This is a genomic window from Streptococcus sp. S5 (assembly GCF_034134805.1).
Classification (GTDB): Bacteria; Bacillota; Bacilli; order Lactobacillales; family Streptococcaceae; genus Streptococcus; species Streptococcus lingualis.
Genome location: NZ_CP139419.1, coordinates 177778 through 196076 on the forward strand (window position 1 = coordinate 177778; position 18299 = coordinate 196076).

17 protein-coding genes are annotated in these 18299 nt (G+C 41.0%); 14 read left to right on the top strand and 3 right to left on the bottom strand.

Translation table 11 applies throughout. The annotated features are described in order from the left end of the window. Positions 1-20 precede the first annotated feature (20 nt). From SM123_RS01025 to rpsD, 3 genes are all read left to right on the top strand, one after another. On the top strand, positions 21-1016 hold the full coding sequence (locus SM123_RS01025; protein WP_320909620.1) for an ABC transporter substrate-binding protein: 996 nt from the start codon (positions 21-23) through the stop codon (positions 1014-1016). Then, positions 1009-1740, top strand: coding sequence for an ABC transporter ATP-binding protein (locus SM123_RS01030; RefSeq protein WP_320909621.1), 732 nt, complete (start codon positions 1009-1011; stop codon positions 1738-1740). Before SM123_RS01025 ends, SM123_RS01030 begins: the two co-directional genes overlap by 8 nt. A 205-nt stretch (positions 1741-1945) precedes the next feature. After that, positions 1946-2557 (top strand): 30S ribosomal protein S4, encoded by a 612-nt coding sequence (gene rpsD, locus SM123_RS01035; RefSeq protein ID WP_003002210.1) that lies wholly within the window; start codon positions 1946-1948, stop codon positions 2555-2557. Positions 2558-2708: 151 nt separating this feature from the next. Here rpsD and SM123_RS01040 read toward each other — a convergent pair whose 3' ends face one another. Continuing rightward, positions 2709-3242, bottom strand: coding sequence for a TetR/AcrR family transcriptional regulator (locus SM123_RS01040; protein ID WP_003001962.1), 534 nt, complete (start codon positions 3240-3242; stop codon positions 2709-2711). A 134-nt stretch (positions 3243-3376) separates the two neighbouring features. Between SM123_RS01040 and SM123_RS01045 the strand changes: the two genes are divergently transcribed. After that, entirely contained in the window at positions 3377-6172 is a 2796-nt protein-coding gene (locus tag SM123_RS01045) for a YhgE/Pip domain-containing protein (protein WP_320909622.1), read from the top strand. 87 nt (positions 6173-6259) lie between these two features. Here SM123_RS01045 and SM123_RS01050 read toward each other — a convergent pair whose 3' ends face one another. Then, a complete protein-coding gene (locus SM123_RS01050) occupies positions 6260-6943 on the bottom strand; it encodes a DUF4947 domain-containing protein (protein WP_320909623.1) in 684 nt (227 codons plus the stop codon). Between the two features lie 92 nt (positions 6944-7035). Continuing rightward, a complete protein-coding gene (locus SM123_RS01055; protein ID WP_320909624.1) occupies positions 7036-8265 on the bottom strand; it encodes a carbohydrate-binding domain-containing protein in 1230 nt (409 codons plus the stop codon). A gap of 214 nt (positions 8266-8479) precedes the next feature. Here SM123_RS01055 and SM123_RS01060 point away from each other — a divergent pair, with 214 nt between their 5' ends. The 10 genes from SM123_RS01060 to aspS all read left to right on the top strand — a co-directional run bounded on the left by SM123_RS01060 (position 8480) and on the right by aspS (position 18250). After that, on the top strand, positions 8480-9259 hold the full coding sequence (locus tag SM123_RS01060) for a polyphosphate polymerase domain-containing protein (RefSeq protein WP_320909625.1): 780 nt from the start codon (positions 8480-8482) through the stop codon (positions 9257-9259). Further along, positions 9252-9935 (top strand): DUF4956 domain-containing protein, encoded by a 684-nt coding sequence (locus SM123_RS01065; protein ID WP_070587679.1) that lies wholly within the window; start codon positions 9252-9254, stop codon positions 9933-9935. The genes SM123_RS01060 and SM123_RS01065 overlap by 8 nt, the downstream gene beginning before the upstream one ends. A gap of 92 nt (positions 9936-10027) precedes the next feature. Beyond that, entirely contained in the window at positions 10028-11287 is a 1260-nt protein-coding gene (locus tag SM123_RS01070; protein WP_320909626.1) for a S41 family peptidase, read from the top strand. Between the two features lie 171 nt (positions 11288-11458). Then, complete coding sequence (locus SM123_RS01075; RefSeq protein ID WP_003002102.1) at positions 11459-11587, top strand: teichoic acid D-Ala incorporation-associated protein DltX; 129 nt, start codon at positions 11459-11461, stop codon at positions 11585-11587. An 18-nt stretch (positions 11588-11605) separates the two neighbouring features. After that, the gene (gene dltA / locus SM123_RS01080) at positions 11606-13156 is read left to right on the top strand and encodes a D-alanine--poly(phosphoribitol) ligase subunit DltA (RefSeq protein WP_021154127.1); all 1551 of its coding nucleotides are present in this window, start codon (positions 11606-11608) and stop codon (positions 13154-13156) included. Next, positions 13153-14406, top strand: coding sequence for a D-alanyl-lipoteichoic acid biosynthesis protein DltB (dltB, locus tag SM123_RS01085; RefSeq protein ID WP_049492700.1), 1254 nt, complete (start codon positions 13153-13155; stop codon positions 14404-14406). Before dltA ends, dltB begins: the two co-directional genes overlap by 4 nt. A gap of 15 nt (positions 14407-14421) precedes the next feature. Then, on the top strand, positions 14422-14661 hold the full coding sequence (gene dltC / locus SM123_RS01090; RefSeq protein ID WP_003002265.1) for a D-alanine--poly(phosphoribitol) ligase subunit DltC: 240 nt from the start codon (positions 14422-14424) through the stop codon (positions 14659-14661). After that, positions 14654-15922 carry a D-alanyl-lipoteichoic acid biosynthesis protein DltD gene (gene dltD, locus SM123_RS01095; RefSeq protein WP_049506233.1) on the top strand — a complete coding sequence of 423 codons (1269 nt, stop codon included), beginning with the start codon at positions 14654-14656 and terminating at the stop codon, positions 15920-15922. Before dltC ends, dltD begins: the two co-directional genes overlap by 8 nt. A 251-nt stretch (positions 15923-16173) precedes the next feature. Further along, positions 16174-16398, top strand: a complete 225-nt coding sequence (locus SM123_RS01100) for a hypothetical protein (RefSeq protein ID WP_021154124.1) — start codon at positions 16174-16176, stop codon at positions 16396-16398. Between the two features lie 97 nt (positions 16399-16495). Continuing rightward, positions 16496-18250 carry an aspartate--tRNA ligase gene (aspS, locus tag SM123_RS01105; protein WP_003009154.1) on the top strand — a complete coding sequence of 585 codons (1755 nt, stop codon included), beginning with the start codon at positions 16496-16498 and terminating at the stop codon, positions 18248-18250. Positions 18251-18299: the final 49 nt, after the last annotated feature.

Sequence of the window (18299 nt, forward strand, 5' to 3'; positions counted from 1 at the left end):
ATGTAAAAGAGGTATAGCTAATGAAAAAGTCAATAGGTTTATTTTTCTCAATAATATTGGGATTTGTTTTCTTGAGTGCTTGTCAAAATTCTGTCAAGCAATCGTCAAGTGGTTTGAAAAAGATTGATTTTATTCTAGATTGGACCCCGAATACCAATCATACGGGTCTCTATGTAGCAAAGGAAAAAGGGTATTTTAAAGATGCAGGACTGGATGTAGATATAAAACTTCCGCCGGAAGACAGTAGTTCTGATTTGATTATTAATGGGAAAGCTCCATTTGGTATTTATTTCCAAGATTCTATGGCCAAGAAATTGGATAAAGGTGCGGGGATTACCGCTGTTGCAGCTATCGTCGAACACAATACGTCAGGGATTATTTCAAGAAAAGATGCAGCGATCACAAGTTCAAAAGATTTGGTTGGTAAGAAGTATGGTACCTGGAATGATCCGATTGAGTTGGAAATGATCAAATCGATGATGAAAAAAGAGGGGGCTGATTTTAATCAAGTAAAATTGGTTCCAAATAGTGATTCAAATTCCATTACTCCGATTGAAAATAAGGTCTTTGATGCTGCTTGGATTTATCACGGTTGGGATGGAATTTTGGCTGAGCAAAAGGGAATGAAAACCAATTTCTTCTATATGAAAGATTTTGTTCCTGCATTTGACTACTATTCACCTGTAATTATTGCTAACAATGACTATTTGAAATCTCATAAAGAGGAAGCAAAAAAATTCATTCAAGCGGTGAAAAAAGGCTACCAATATGCTATAGAGCATCCAGAAGAAGCAGCAGATATCTTGATTAAACAGGCCCCTGCTTTGGCTAACCAGCGTGATTTTGTACTAGCTTCTCAAAAATATCTTTCCAGTCAATATGCTTCAGACAAGGATAAATGGGGGCAGTTTGACTCCAAGCGTTGGAATGCTTTTTATGCTTGGGCAAAAGAGCAAGGATTGGTTTCAAATGACTTAGAAGACAAAGGTTTCACAAATGAATTGGTAGGTGACTGATATTTTAACCGTAAAAGATGTAAATTTCTCTTTTGGAGATAAAGCAGTTTTAAACAATGTATCACTAGAGGTGCAAAAAGGAGAAATTGTCTCTATTTTGGGTCCGAGTGGGGTAGGGAAATCAACCTTGTTTAATTTAATTGCTGGGATCCTTCCCTTACAAAAGGGTACCATAGAAGTAGATGATGCCCCGATCTCCTTTGGAAAAGTCAGCTATATGCTACAAAAGGATCTTTTGTTAGAACATAAGACAGTATTGGGAAATATTATTCTTCCCCTTCAATTAAAAAAGATTCCTAAGGAAGAGGCAACATCTACAGCTCTAAAATTGTTAGATGAATTTAAATTGGGAAGTATCGCCAACCTTTATCCCAATGCGCTGAGTGGGGGAATGCGGCAACGGGTGGCGCTATTGAGAACCTATCTTCTGGGTCATTCTGTCTTCCTATTAGATGAAGCTTTTAGTGCCTTAGATGAATTGACAAGGCAGGATCTTTATCACTGGTATCTAGAAAGTAAGGAACGTCTTGGCCTCACCACTCTGGTGATCACTCATAGTATCGAAGAAGCTTTGACATTGAGTGATCGGGTCTATATCTTGAATCATAATCCCGGTGAAATTATTGCAGATCTTCCTTTAATATGGGATCCAGCAACGGATAGGGACTGGCAACAATTGCAATATAAAAAACGAATCATAGAATTATTGTCTGAATTTCATTGAAATTGTTTTGAAGGACTTTACAAAGTTTCTATTCCGTGATAAAATAGAATTTGTGCGAAATGACAGCAGGACAAAATGAAGCTCGTCAACAGGAAGTCAGCTAGAAAAGTAACCTTTGCTGTTTGGGCGAAGGCTTTCTGAACGAATCAGGTTTGTCTAAAACGTTATTTCCTACAAAAATTATTTTTATAGGAGGACATTTTAAATGTCACGTTATACTGGACCATCTTGGAAACAATCTCGCCGTCTTGGCTTGTCACTTACAGGTACAGGTAAAGAATTGGCACGTCGTAACTACGTACCAGGTCAACACGGACCAAACAACCGTTCAAAATTGTCAGAATACGGTTTGCAATTAGCTGAAAAACAAAAACTTCGTTTCTCTTACGGACTTGGTGAAAAACAATTCCGTAACTTGTTCGTACAAGCTACTAAAGTTAAAGAAGGAACTGTCGGTTTCAACTTCATGCTTCTTTTAGAACGTCGTTTGGATAACGTTGTTTACCGTCTTGGACTTGCGACTACTCGTCGTCAAGCTCGTCAATTCGTTAACCACGGTCACATCCTTGTTGACGGAAAACGCGTTGATATCCCTTCATACCGCGTAACTCCAGGTCAAGTGATCTCAGTTCGCGAAAAATCAGCTAAGGTTCCAGCTATCCTTGAAGCTGTTGAAGCTACAGTTGGACGTCCAGCATTCGTATCATTCGATGCTGACAAACTTGAAGGTTCATTGACTCGCCTTCCAGAACGCGATGAAATCAACCCAGAAATCAACGAAGCACTTGTCGTTGAATTCTACAACAAAATGCTTTAATTTTAAGATATACTTTGCAGAAAGCCTACTACAGTGGGCTTTTTATTTTGTCTTAAAGGGTTGATTTCTGGCTTTGCTCCCCTTTTTGTTTTCTTAAAACCTAAACCTGCTAATAAAAAAACTCCTGATCTAGATCGATCAGGAGAGACTGTTACCGTAACATTTTCATTAAAAATTCAGCCATTTGTTGAGGACTTTCTTTTTTTCCGCGCGAAACCCACATCTGACAGACTCCGAAGAAGGCATTGGTCAGATAGACAGAACTGTAGACTCTTTCAATATCTGTTAATGATTTATGACTATAGCGCTCTTGCAAACTATCAACCAGAAGAATCTGTAATTTATGTCGTAAGAAGGTTTGGATCTCTTTGGTTCCATTCTCTGTCAGAAGAACTGCAAAGAGTGGCTCCTTGGTTAGGAATTCGAACACTTCTGTAATCGCTTGGCGCTTGTCGTCTTGGTGTTTGTCAAAGATATATTCAAGCTTGTGAAAGAGTGCTTGTTGGTAGCGCTCGATCATATCGTACTTGTCTCGATAGTGGGTATAAAAGCTAGAGCGACTAATGCCGGATTCTTGTGCTAACTCAACCGTTGTGATTTGGTCGAATGATTCCTTTTCTAGTAGTCGAACCATCGCCTCCTCGATATTTCGTTTTGTTTTTAATCGTTTATTGCTCTCAGTCATCTGTTAATCCTTTTTGCACAAAATTATACACAGTGTCTAAAAATAAAGATTTCCTACTTGTGAAAATTTCTAGAAACTGTATAATCTATTATATCAGAAATTTAGACAATGTGTATAAAAAGGAGACAAAAAATATGATGAAAGAATGGAAGGCTATTCTTAAAAAGCCAACATTTATCATTGTCATGATTGGAGTTGCTTTGATTCCAGCTCTTTATAATATTATTTTTCTATCTTCCATGTGGGATCCATATGGCCAAGTTTCGGATCTTCCTGTAGCGGTTGTCAATAAGGATCAATCTGCTACATATAATGGACAAAAGATGGAAATAGGAAAAGACATGGTGTCCAATTTGAAGGACAATGACTCACTTGATTTTCATTTTGTAGATGAGAAAGCTGCGAAAGATGGTCTTAAAAATGGCGATTATTATATGATTGTAACCCTGCCTGAGGATCTTTCAAAGAAAGCTAGCTCCATCTTAACCAATCATCCGGAACAGATGACCATTGATTACCAAACATCCAGTGGTCATAGTTTTATCGCAGGGAAAATGAGCGACACTGCGATGACAAAGATGAAGCAGTCAGTGGCCGAAAAAGTGACCAATACGTATACAACAGCTTTATTTTCCAAAATGGGATCGCTTAAAACTGGTATGGGGACAGCGGCAGATGGAAGTGCTAAATTAGCAGATGGTGCAAGTAAATTGGAAGATGGTGGTCAAACACTGTCTACTAATTTGAATACATTGGCTCGTTCAAGCTTAGCATTTTCAGATGGTGCGACTACTCTTCGTACGGGTCTAGCAGCCTATACAGATGGTGTTGGTCAATTAGGAAATGGTCTCAATCAAATGGCTGGTCAACTTCCAAACTTGGTATCTGGCGTCAATCAATTAAATAATGGGTTTGGTACTTTTAATACAGGCTTGATGGCTTACGCTACCGGAGTGGATCGATTAGGAAATGGTCTCAATCAAATGGCGAGTCAAACCCCTCAGTTGGCCTCAGGAGTTGGTCAGTTAACCAGCGGTATGGGGACCCTCAATGATGGTCTTGGGAATTATACCAATGGTGTGCGTCAATTGAATTCAGGCCTGTCAAACTTTTCAAATGGTTTAGCAACCTATACAAATGGAGTCGCTACTTTATCAGAGGGAGCGGGTCAATTAAGTAGTCAATCTGCTACCCTTCGAAATGGGGTTTCACAATTAGAATCAGGTATTCAAACATTATCAAGCCAGCTACAAGCTTCTACAAGTCAATCCGCTCAGATTGATCAATTGGCAGCAGGTTTAAACCAATTAAATGCAGCGATTCAAAATGCTACAGTAGATACCAGTCAACTGTCGTCTGGATTGACGAGTATTGCGAATTCAGCTCAATCAATCCTTGCTTCAGCCCAAGCGGATCGTGCAAATGCCCTTGCAAGTGTGCAAGGGACAGCAGCCTATCAAGCAATGACAGCTGACCAACAAGCGGAAATCAATGCAGCGATCTCATCGAGCCCAAGCTCGAGTGAAACGGCGGCTCAAGGAATCTTGACTACGATTCAAACGATCCAAGGTAGTTTGAATACAGGAAATAGCTTGACACAACTGCAAACGGCAGCCAATCAAGTTTTACCGACAGCTTCTTCTACCTTGACAGACTTGTCAAGTGGCTTGTCTAAGATTCAATCCGCAGTTAGTGGACAATTGTTGCCAGCTAGTCAAACCATCAATCAAGGGATCGGAGCTTATACAGCTGGTGTCGATAAAATCGCTAATGGAGCAACCCAACTTCAGACGAATAGCAGTACTTTAACAAATGGGGCTAGTCAGTTAGCAGCAGGTGTTGATCAACTAGATAGTAAATCATCAGAATTACTTGCAGGAAGCAATCAATTGGCTTCTGGTCTAGGTGAGTTAAATGGGAAGATGCCTGCCTTGACATCAGGTATGAATCAACTGGCTTCAGGAGCGACCCAATTAACAGGTAAGTCGGGTGAATTGGTTGCTGGTGCTGGAAAATTAGCTGACGGTGTAGGACAATTGAACAGCAAGACTCCAGAGTTGGCAGGTGGTGTCAATAAACTTGTCACTGGTGTCAATCAGTTGACAGAAAAATCAGGTCAACTGGTGACCGGAGCTGATAAACTAGCCGACGGTGCAAATCAAATCTCAGATGGGTCCAGCAAATTAGCAGCAGGTGGCCAAACATTGACAAATGGTTTAGGTGAATTAGCAACAGGAAGCCAAACCTTGAGTCAAGGATTAAACGATGCTAAGGGACAATTGAATGTGGCTACAACTGAAAAAGAAAACGCTAAAACCTTAGCAGATCCTGTCACTTTGTCTAAAACAGACCGTGACAATGTCCCGGTGAATGGTGTCGGAATGGCTCCTTATATGATCTCTGTAGCACTCTTTGTTTGTGCCTTGTCAACCAATATGATCTTTGCAAAATTGCCATCCGGTCGTCATCCTGAAAGTCGCTGGGCATGGTTTAAATCTCGCTTTGAGGTCAACGGAACGATTGCGGTGATTGCAGGAGTCTTGGTCTATGGTGCCGTTCACTTGATTGGTTTATCAGCTAATCATGAGATGTCTACTCTCTTCCTTTGTGTGATTGGTAGTGTGGCCTTCATGTCTATCGTGACTGCTTTGACAACATGGCAAAGAAAGATCGGTGCTTTCCTTTCCTTGATCCTCTTGCTCTTGCAATTGGCTTCTAGTGCAGGAACCTATCCTCTTGCTTTGACAAATGGATTTTTCCAAGCCATTCATCCATTCTTGCCAATGAGCTATACCGTTTCTGGTCTTCGTCAAACGATTTCGATGACAGGAGAAATTGGAAATCAAGTGGCCTTCCTTCTGATGACTATTGTTCTTTTTGCAGGCCTCGGAATGTGGTTCTATAATCCAAAAAAATATGAAGAGGACTAATCTTCAAGAACTCCCAACAGAATGTGTTGGGAGTTTTTTTGTTTCATGTGAAACAAAAATTCTCGCTTGTTTAAGCGAGAATGTTTATTATTTAAAGAAGACAACATCAGGATTTGGTGTAATATAGAGAAGTTGGTCATTTTCAAAGACCAGTTGAATGGTGTTGTTTTTATAGGTGTAAATGGTGTAGTTTACTCCGAATTTAGACGCTTGTTTGAGATCAACAGCTCCCATCAAAAAGGCATGAGCTTGTTCCTCTGTGATTTTCCCCTCGTGGTAGAGCCCTTTAATATTTTCTAATTCGGTATTTTCAAAAGATTCGGCAATATAAGCAGGGTCTGTTATTTGTTTCTCTGGATTTCCAAGAATTGTTTGGACAAGAGCGGTGGTATATCCTTCATAATCCGGCGTCTGTGCAAAAATTTTATCGTCATTTCTAGAGTAGGCTACTTTTAAGTTCCCTGTCGCATAAATTTTATCTTTGGGTGCTTCTTGAGCATTTCTAGGGAGTCCTTCGGTCGTGACGATGTCCGAAGAGGGCTGTGTAGTGGTTGAAGGAGAGCTAGAGGAGTTGCTTGAGCTATTTGAACTAGTTGAACGAATCGGGTGGCTAGAACGACTCGAGCTACTTTTTTTAAAGGTTTTCTTTTTTGAGCTGGTAGTTGTTGGTTCTTTTTTAAAGTTGATCTTAAGATCCGGCACACAGGCTGATAGAAAAAGAAGAGACAGCAAGAGTGTGAAGAAAAGAGGGAGTGTTTGTTTTTTCATCATGTTCCTTTCGATAAGCTGATTGATTTTCTATTCTATCATAAAAAGGGTAACAAAAAAAGGTCAGGAAGAAATCCTGCCTTTATTTGTTATTATTAATGACCGCCGCGAGGTCCGCCACCGCCTGGAGCCCCACCGCCTCCAGGCATGGAGTTGACAATTTCCGTTTGTTTTTCACCGTTGATATAGATGTCTCCGCCAGTGTAGGTAGCAGTACCATCAAAGTCGAATCCAGATTGTCCCGTTAATTTAATGGTTCCTCCGGTAACAGTGATATTTCCATTCGAATCAATTGGATCAGTATCGCCTTGGCCAACTTCAACGTTGAGGGTTCCACCATTCATGGTGAAGAAAATTTCATCTTGGTTAGCATTAGCATTGGCTGCATTGACACCATCATCGGTTGCGTAGATGGTGATATCACCACCGTTGATGGTGATCGATTTTCCTTCGAGACCTTCGACAGACTCTGTTACCTCATAGGTTCCGCTATCGATGATCAGATCTCCAGAAGCATGGATTCCGTCGTCTCCTGCAGTGATGGTCATTTTGTTGTCTGAAAGATACATGGTTCCGACCGAAGTATCTTCATCATTATCCACCTTGACGGCATCTTCATCTGCATCGATGGTTATGGTCGTACCAGTGATATTGAGTTCGTCATTGACGTTGAAGGCATCTCCTACAGCCGTGATCTTATAGGTTCCACCTGTGATATGGAGAGTGTCATTGGCCTTGATACCGTTGTTCATCTTGGCGTCAATGTTGAGCGTACCTGAACCATTGATGGTGAGGTCGCCTTTAGAGAAGATGACCGCATCGGCATCTTCATCATTGTTTGAACTTGAATCAGACAAGGTATTGGTCGTGCCGTCTGCTAGAGTGAGGTAGACATGCCCTGCTTTCGTAGCAGAAACTGGCGCGTTGGTGTTGGTCATGGTAACGCCTTTCAAGACGATGTGAACATCGTCTGAGTCACCCGCTTCAACCTTGATTTGAACCCCATCGGATTCACCAGAGATGACATAGGTTCCAGCCTTTGAGATGGTCACAGTTGATCCAGATACAGCTACGCCGTCACCTGATACACTTGCAGACGAAGCAGATAGTTTTACAGTAGAGGCTTTGCTTTCATCATAAGAGGTGTCCTTGTCCTTATCTGTAAAATAGTTGGAATTGTTTGTTTTATTTTTTGAAGTAGAAGTAGCGGTTGTTTGTGCAGTATTGCTTTTTGTAGCTGATTGTGATGACGCCTGGGTGCAAGCTGTCAGTAAGGTGAGGGTTGCGGCCCCCGTTAATAAAAATTTCCATTTGTTTGATTTCATGAGCTTTTCCTCTCGTTCAATTGATATGCTCCTAGTCTAAAGTTGCTAGCTGAAAGTTTCCTAAAGTTTTTCTGAAAGGAACCTTAACTTTAGTTTTCTTTAAATTTGGCTTAATGACCAGTTAAGAAAGTCCCATTAAACTAGAAAGCACGTAAGTCGTATTCATACTTACTGAAGGTTAGAAACAATAGATCCCTCTTAAAGGAGAAGAAACATGAAAAAAACAATTGAGACAAGTTTTAAACGAATCGAAACAAAATATATCGTCGCAAAAGATGACGTGAAGGACTTGATCAAAGACTTAAAAGAATACGTCGTAGAAGATGATTACCCAACCTCAACCATTTCAAACATTTATTTTGACACGGAAAATTTTGATGTCATTCAAGATGCTCTTGCAAAACAACACCGCCGTGAAAAAATTCGAATGCGGACTTATATAGAAACACCTCAAGCAGACAGTCCAGTATTTCTAGAGGTGAAGTCAAAAGATGAAGAAGGAATTGGCCATAAATTCCGTCTAGTCGCCACTTCGCAAGCCATTATCAACTTGATGACAGATGGGAAAGTAGATCATCAGATACAAGATCCAGACTTAGTGCAAGAGATTCAGAGATTGCGCAAACGTTATGGTCATCGATTGGAACCACGGATGTTCATTTATTACGATCGCTTATCTCTCAAAGAAAAGAAATCCATTCAGGGTTATCCTTATCAGAAGATTCGCGTGACAATCGATCAAAACCTAGTTTTTCGAGATCAGGCTGTTAGCCTTTTTGATGGGAAGAAAGGAGAACCTCTACTAGAGGATGACTTCGTGATCATGGAAATTAAGGCTCCTGGGCAAGAACCTAAATGGCTAAAGGATATTTTAGATAAGTACGGACTGGTCAAACAGAAATTTTCAAAATATAGCTGTGCTTATCATAAATCACAAGGCTTGGATTATGCCCCAAGACCAGTTCAAGAAACGGTAGGTGCTGCCTATGTCTAATCTATTTGATTCTATTTTTAATAATGCCACAGCAGCGGTGGATCCCTTGCGCTTACTGCTGGCCCTTTTGGTCAGCCTCTTTCTAGGGTTGGCCCTATCTTGGACCTATAAATACCGAACACTTTACACTCGAGAGTTTGTCATTAGTTTGACCTTGCTTCCTTGTATGATGACCTTAGTGATCTTTTTGGTCAATGGAAGTTTGGGAACCTCGATTGCAGTGGCAGGGACCTTTAGTTTGATCCGTTTTCGTTCGGCTACGAGTGGTTCGAGAGAGTTGATTGCCATTTTCTTAGCTATGATTATAGGACTAGCGGCAGGTTCAGGCTATCTTTTATTGGCCATATTATCAACCCTTTCTTTACTAGGGGTATGGCTGGTATTAGAGAACAAACAGAGTAAGGCAGACCATCAACGGCGCCGCCATTTGACTATTACCGTCTCAGAACAAGATTCTGTTGCAGAACAAATCAGTCAGTTGTTGGACCAAAGTTGTTCAGAAATTGACTTTATTTCTGTCACAACGGCCCAAGCTGGAGAACAACTGACCTTGAACTACGAGGTAAATATGAAATCGAACATCGATGATTTTGCTCTTGCCAATCTATTGATTAGCAAGATTGAAAATTGTGATGTCGCTCTGACAAAGAAAGCGAAGAAAAGAAAGAATCTATAACGGCTATCCTACTTTAGGATAGTTTTTTAGGATTTTAAGAACTTTTTAAGAAAAAGTGGTATACTGTTTCTAAAAAATGGAAGGAATCCCTTATGAAAAAGACTGCTATTTTTGAAGATGTCGTCTCTATTATGACCCATGATTCATCTACCATCAAGGATCGAAAAGGATGCGATCCAGAGCCTTTTCGAGAAAACATTACAGATGATATGACAGATGATGCCTTTCTCTATCAAGTTAAGACTTACCTAGCTAGTTTTGGGGTGATCGGGCATGTTTCCTTTCGAGATAAAAAGGCCAGTCAAAAAGGGTTCCTTTTGAGAATAAATGGACAGAAATTGTATGTTGAGGAAGCTAATGAAGAGACTGGTCTTCAAGTAGGAGATCAGATCCTAGCTCTGGATGGAAGTGACTTGGATCAGATAGCTTCTCTTCATAAAGACTATTTTATCAGCAAGACCCCTGAAAGACACTACCGAGAATGGGCAGATTTGGTCTCTCAGTCAACGAGTGTCACCCTGCTTCGAGAAGGGATAGAAAAGACCATTGAAGTAGTCCCTAGTCGAGAACCGATCCAAGATCAGATTTTTTGGAAAAGATTAGACGATGAGATTCTTTATCTTCGTCTGGATAATTTTATGGATGAAGGAGCCATTAGTCGGGTATATCAAGAGTGTTTACCGATGATGACGGAAGTCAAGTTTCTTATCATTGATGTCCGACAGAACGGCGGAGGGACAGACTCTTTATATTTCCCTCTATTACATCTAGGCTTAGAGAAGGATCAGGGCTATGATTCGCTTGACTGGGACGATGATGGTATGGAAATTCTCTACACGGAACGTAATGTTGATCTGCGCTTGAAAGACTTTGAGGACTGGATGCAACAGGAAGAAATTAGTCCTGAAACAGTTAAGCTGCTTGAAGATATGAAAGAGGACTTGCTCCGCCATCGGGGAAAAGGCTATGTAGCATATAAGGAAGAAAGCGAGGAATTCTTTCCAGAGGTTAGAGGAGGCCACTATCCTGAACAGATCTTTATTTTATCAGATATCTACTGCGCTTCTTCTGGGGATAACTTTGTTCAGATGATGAGGCAGTTTAAGAAGGTAACGGTGGTGGGTCGACCAACTCTCGGGATTCTAGACTACTCTAATTGTTGTACGGTTGATTATGGCAATTTTTGTTTAATGTTTCCCACCTCTCGCTGTTTAAGCGTGGATAAAGGGAAAGGGATGACGGATCAGGGTGTTCTACCCGATATAGAGATTCCTTGGACACCTAGCCATTTCGAGAGAGATGTGGATCTGGACAAGTGTCTGGAGTTGATTCGTCAGGGGAATGTTAAATAAAACAGGATTTCAATCAGAAAAACTGATTAAAGAAAAAAATCCTTTGGTTAGAAGGGATAAATGTCTGAAATGATAACGTTTTCTACGACATTCTCACTATGTTTAAAATTGCTTACTTGGTATAAAAAATGGTAAAATAGTGAGTAACAATCAAAATGAAGAGTGAAACTTATGAAACATAAAACACTTTATAAATTTATCGGGCAGACGGTCTTGTATTTCGCCATTTTCCTAGCCCTACTTTATTTCTTTAGTTACCTTGGTCAAGGTCAGGGTGGCTTTATCTACAACGAATTTTAGAAAAGGAGACTCCTAGCCGTGTCAAACCAACCAATTACTGATATGATCGAGACAATTGAACGTTATGCGCAACTACAACCAGACTATCCTGTCTACAATGTCCTTGGTGAGGAGCATACCTATGGCCAATTGAAGGCTGATTCAGATAGCTTGGCTGCCCACATCGACCAAATGGGACTTCCTGAAAAGTCACCTGTAGTGGTCTTTGGTGGTCAAGAATATGAAATGTTAGCAACCTTTGTGGCCTTGACAAAATCTGGCCATGCCTATATCCCAATTGATAGCCACTCTGCCTTGGAGCGCGTGTCTGCCATTGTTGAAGTAGCAGAGCCAAGCTTGATTATTGCCATCAATGAATTTCCATTGGAAAACCCAGCTGCTCCAATCATGTCCTTGGAGCAAGTGCGTGAAGCTTATGCGGCTCAGCATGCCTATGACTTGAAACATCCGGTCAAAGGGGATGATAACTACTACATCATCTTTACCTCAGGGACAACTGGGAAGCCAAAAGGGGTGCAAATTTCGCACGATAACTTGCTCAGCTTTACCAACTGGATGATTACGGACAAGGAATTTGCAACGCCAGAGCGTCCGCAAATGTTGGCGCAACCGCCCTATTCCTTTGACTTGTCTGTCATGTACTGGGCACCGACCTTGGCTCTTGGAGGAACGCTTTTTGCTCTTCCATCAGCCATTACTCAAGACTTCAAACAACTCTTTGCGACCATCTTTTCTCTTCCGATTGCTATCTGGACTTCGACACCATCTTTTGCAGATATGGCCATGTTGTCTGAAGATTTCAATGCTGAAAAGATGCCAGGGATCACCCATTTCTACTTTGATGGGGAAGAGTTGACAGTTAAAACCGCTCAAAAATTGCGCGAGCGTTTCCCAAATGCGCGTATCATCAATGCTTACGGGCCAACAGAAGCAACTGTAGCTCTTTCGGCTGTAGCCGTAACAGATGAGATGTTAGCTACTTTGAAACGTCTGCCAATTGGTTACACCAAAGAAGATTCTCCAACCTTCATCATTGATGAGGCAGGAAACAAATTGCCAAATGGTGAGCAAGGGGAGATCATCGTATCTGGCCCAGCTGTTTCAAAAGGTTATATGAATAATCCAGAGAAAACAGCAGAAGCCTTCTTCGAATTTGAAGGTCTTCCAGCCTACCATACGGGAGATGTCGGAACCATGACGGATGAAGGCCTCCTTCTCTACGGTGGACGGATGGACTTCCAAATCAAGTTTAACGGTTATCGTATCGAGCTAGAGGATGTCTCTCAAAACTTGAACAAATCGAAGTATATTGACTCAGCAGTTGCGGTACCGCGTTATAATAAAGATCACAAAGTTCAAAATCTCTTGGCCTATGTCATCTTAAAAGAGGGCGTCAAAGAACAATTTGAGCGCGAAATTGATATCACGAAAGCCATTAAGGAAGATTTAGAAAACATCATGATGTCTTATATGATGCCTTCAAAATTCCTCTATCGTGACAGCCTGCCATTAACACCAAACGGGAAAATCGACATCAAAGGGTTGATTAGCGAGGTTAACAACCGATGATCGAGTTTTTGAAACAGCTCCCTCATTTAGAACACTATGGAACACCGATCTATTTTATCTACCTCATTCTAGCTTTTTTGCCGATCTTTGTGGGCCTCTTTTTCAAAAAGAGATTTCCGGTCTATGAAGGACTGGTGAGTCTGATCTTTATCATTTTGATGCTGACAGGTTCGAATCTCAAGCAAATTTATGCCCTGCTCTTTTACGTAGTCTGGCAAATTTTGATTGTGTATTCCTACAAGATTTATCGTCAGAAAGCGGACAATAAGTGGATTTTCTATCTTCATTCCTTCTTGTCTGTCTTGCCTCTGATCTTTGTGAAGGTAGAGCCAGCAATCAAGAATGGGCACCAATCCTTGTTTGGATTTTTAGGGATTTCGTATTTAACCTTCCGGGCTGTCGGAATGATCATCGAAATGCGAGATGGTGTCTTGAAAGAATTCACACTCTGGGAATTCTTACGCTTTATGCTCTTTATGCCGACCTTCTCAAGTGGGCCGATTGATCGTTTCAAGCGTTTTAATGAGGATTATAACGCTATTCCTGAGCGTGAAGAATTATTGGATATGTTGGAGCAAGCTGTTAAGTATATCATGTATGGCTTCCTTTATAAATTTATCCTAGCTCATATTTTTGGTCACTTATTGTTAGGACATGTGCAGACCTATGCCTTGTCTCAAGGTGGATTCTTCAATATCGGAACGCTGGGAGTCATGTATGTTTATGGCTTTGACCTCTTCTTTGACTTTGCGGGCTATTCGATGTTTGCTTTAGCAGCTTCAAATTTGATGGGAATTAAAAGTCCAATCAACTTTGATCGTCCCTTTAAATCACGTGACTTAAAGGAATTCTGGAATCGTTGGCATATGAGTTTGTCTTTCTGGTTCCGTGATTTTGTCTTTATGCGTCTCGTGATGGTATTGATGCGCAATAAAGTATTCAAGAGCCGAATTACCACCTCAAATGTTGCCTATATTATCAATATGTTGGTCATGGGCTTCTGGCACGGGGTGACCTGGTACTACATCGCTTATGGGCTCTTCCATGGGCTTGGACTGGTTATCAATGATGCTTGGATTCGTAAGAAAAAGACCATCAATAAAGAAAGAAAAGCAAAAGGATTGGATCCTATACCGGACAATCGTTGGACCAAAGCTTTGGGGATCTTTATCACCTTTAACACAGTGATGCTGTCCTTCCTGATTTTCTCAGGATTCTTGGATCAACAATGGTTTCCAAAATTGAAATAAAAGGAGAATAGAAAAATGGATGTAAAATCACAAGTAATTGAAATTATTGACGAATTGTTTATGGAAGATGTCTCAGACATGATGGATGAGGATCTCTTTGATGCGGGTGTCCTTGATAGTATGGGAACAGTCGAATTGATTGTGGAATTGGAAAATCGCTTTGGCATCCGTGTTCCTGTATCTGAATTTGGACGCGATGATTGGAATACTGCTAACAAGATCGTAGAAGGTGTAACGGAGCTTCAGAATGCTTAAGCGTTTGTGGCTGATTTTAGGGCCCGTATTTTGCGCGCTCCTCATGGTAACAGCTTTATTATTCTTTTATCCAATCAATCATAAGCACAACTATACCGAAGAGAAAAAAGCTGCGGTTAGTCTGAATGCAGAAGGATTCAAGAGTCGTACAAAGAAACAAGAAGCACTTTCTGATCCACAGCATCGCTTTGTCCCTTATTTCGGCTCCAGTGAATGGTTGCGCTTTGATGTGGTGCATCCAGCAGTTTTGGCTGAGAAATATGACCGCAATTATAGACCCTACTTTTTAGGAGAACGTGGTGCGGCTTCTTTGAACCAGTATTTTGGGATGCAACAGATTTTGCCAGAACTCAAGGACAATACAGCTGTTTATGTAGTTTCTCCGCAATGGTTTACCAAAAAGGGGTACGATTCCTCTGCTTTTCAACAATTCTTTAATAGCGATCAGTTGAATAGCTTTATTGCCAATCACCAACAGGATGCTGCATCCCAGTATGCTGCAAAGCGTCTATTACAACAGTATCCAAACGTCGCCTTTCAAAGTGTTGTAACAAAAATTTCTCAAGGAAAGAAAATTTCCGGATTTGATCAGTCTTTGAACCAGTTTGTTTCCCACCTTGTTCAACGCGAAGATGCTTTGTTTAGTAATCTTGCAACGCGTACAAACGGGAATTACGATAAGAAGGTCAAAAAACGTCTACAAGATTTACCAGATCAATTCTCATATGAGAAATTGGAAGAAATTGCAACGGCTGAAGCAAAAGTCAAAACCAATAACAACGACCTTGGAATCAGCAATCATTTTTACAATACTCGTTTAAAAATGAAGTTGAAGAAACTAAAAGGTTTCCAAAAAAACGAATCCTATGTTCAATCTCCTGAGTACAATGACTTGCAGTTGGTTCTAGACCAGTTTGCTAAATCTCGGACCAATGTTATCTTTGTCATTCCTCCAGTTAATGCCAAATGGATGAAATACACAGGCTTGAGCCAAGAAAAGTATGAACAGGCTGTTCAAAAGATTCGTTACCAATTGGAAAGTCAAGGATTCACCAATATTGCAGACTTTTCTAAAGATGGTGATCAGCCTTACTTTATGGAAGATACGATTCATATGGGATGGAATGGTTGGCTAGCCTTTGATAAAGCGGTCAATCCCTTTGTCACAAAGGCTGAAAAAGCACCAACTTACCATCTAAATGATCGCTTCTTCAGTAAAGACTGGGCCCAATATAAAGGGACACCAGACGAATTTAAATAATGCTTGATCAAAGGGGGCAGGATCAAATCCTGGCTCCTTGATTTGTGAGGAAAGTGACGAGAAAGTCACAAATAAGCAAGAGAGTTATCCACAGGCTGTGGGAAACTTACTTGTAAATGGATGAAAACAAGTCCTGGTGCTGATGACGCTTCCTCTTTTGAGGGGGCAATAGGTGAAAGTTATCCACATTTTTGTGGATAAGTGATAAAAAACAGTGGATAAGTCAGCTGGTTTGTGAAAAGGAGAATAGTGTGAAAAAAATTTGGTTTTACGCAATCGTTCAGGGAATTGTGATCTTTTTTATTGTGGGTGGCATGACCTATGTACTTAGGGGAGATTTCTTTTTCCGCTACCTATCCCCTATTTTTGGACTAGCAGCAGCTGTCTTGCGATTTGGGACGGCGACTTTAATGAAGGTGCTAGCACCCACTCTCTACGATGATCCCAAAAAGAAAGAAGAGAGCCACGATAACTAAAGAAGTTGGAGACTGAAAAAGTTGAGCTAAAGGCCACTTTCTGCTGGTCTTTATGGTAAAATAGAAGGAAGAATATTAGTTTGGAGATTAATTAGAAATGAAACGTTCAATGTATGCTGGACGTGTTCGTGAAGAACACATTGGAACTCGTATTACCTTGAAAGGATGGGTTAGCCGTCGTCGTGACTTGGGTGGTTTGATCTTTATCGATCTACGCGACCGCGAAGGAATCATGCAATTGGTGATCAATCCAGAAACAGTTAGTGCAGAAGTGATGGCTACAGCTGAAAGTATCCGTAGTGAATATGTTGTAGAAGTGACAGGTCTTGTGGAAGCTCGTGAACAAGCTAATCCCAACTTGCCAACAGGAGCAGTAGAACTCAAGGTAGAAGCTATTACGGTTCTCAATACTGCCAAAACAACACCATTTGAAATCAAGGACGGAATTGAAGCCAATGATGATACCCGTCTTCGTTACCGCTACTTAGACCTTCGTCGTCCTGAGATGTTGGAAAATCTCAAACTCCGTGCAAAAGTAACCCATTCAATCCGCAATTACTTGGATGAATTAGAATTTATTGATGTGGAAACACCCTTTCTTTCTAAGTCAACTCCAGAAGGAGCGCGTGACTATTTGGTTCCTTCCCGTGTCAATAAGGGTCATTTCTATGCCCTTCCTCAAAGTCCTCAAATTACAAAACAATTGTTGATGAATGCTGGATTTGATCGCTATTATCAAATCGTGAAGTGTTTCCGTGATGAGGATTTACGGGGAGACCGTCAACCTGAGTTTACACAGGTCGACTTGGAAACTTCTTTCTTGAGTGATCAAGAAATCCAGGATATCACAGAAGGCTTAATTGCACGTGTCATGAAAGAAACCAAGGGAATTGAAGTAACACTCCCATTCCCACGGATGAATTATGATGATGCTATGGCCTTGTACGGTTCAGATAAACCAGATACACGTTTTGAAATGTTGCTCCAAGACTTGACAGAACTTGTCAAGGGTGTAGACTTCAAAGTCTTCTCAGAAGCTCCAGCAGTTAAGGCGATTGTTGTCAAAGGTGCAGCGGATCATTACTCTCGTAAAGACATCGATAAATTGACAGAAGTTGCGAAGCAATACGGTGCAAAAGGTCTTGCTTGGGTGAAATATGCTGAGGGTACTTTGAACGGTCCTGTTGCGAAGTTCTTGACAGACTTGACAAGTGACTTGACAGCTGCTTTACAGTTAGAAGACAAAGATCTAGTTCTCTTTGTAGCAGATACTCTTGAAGTAGCCAATGCAACGCTTGGTGCTTTGCGTGTTCGTCTTGCGAAAGAGCTTGACTTGATTGACAACAATCAATACAACTTCCTTTGGGTAGTGGATTGGCCAATGTTTGAGTGGTCTGAAGAAGAAGGCCGTTATATGTCTGCTCACCATCCATTTACACTCCCACAAGCTGAAACAGAGCATGAATTGGAAGGCGATCTTTCAAAAGTTCGAGCGATTGCCTATGATATCGTCTTAAATGGCTATGAATTAGGTGGAGGAAGCCTACGGATTAATCATAAAGACTTGCAAGAACGGATGTTTAAGGCACTTGGATTTACAAAAGAAGCTGCCAATGAACAATTTGGTTTCTTGTTGGAAGCAATGGATTATGGTTTCCCACCACATGGAGGATTGGCGATTGGTTTGGACCGCTTCGTGATGCTTCTTGCAGGTGAAGATAATATTCGGGAAGTCATTGCCTTTCCTAAGAATAACAAGGCGACAGATCCAATGACACAAGCTCCTTCTGTCGTTTCTGAAAAGCAATTGGATGAGTTAAATCTTCAAGTAGAAGTAGCAGAGCAAGAATAGGACAAGAGAGAAAAGGGAGAGTCTAGGAATCAGTTGCTCTAAGATTTTC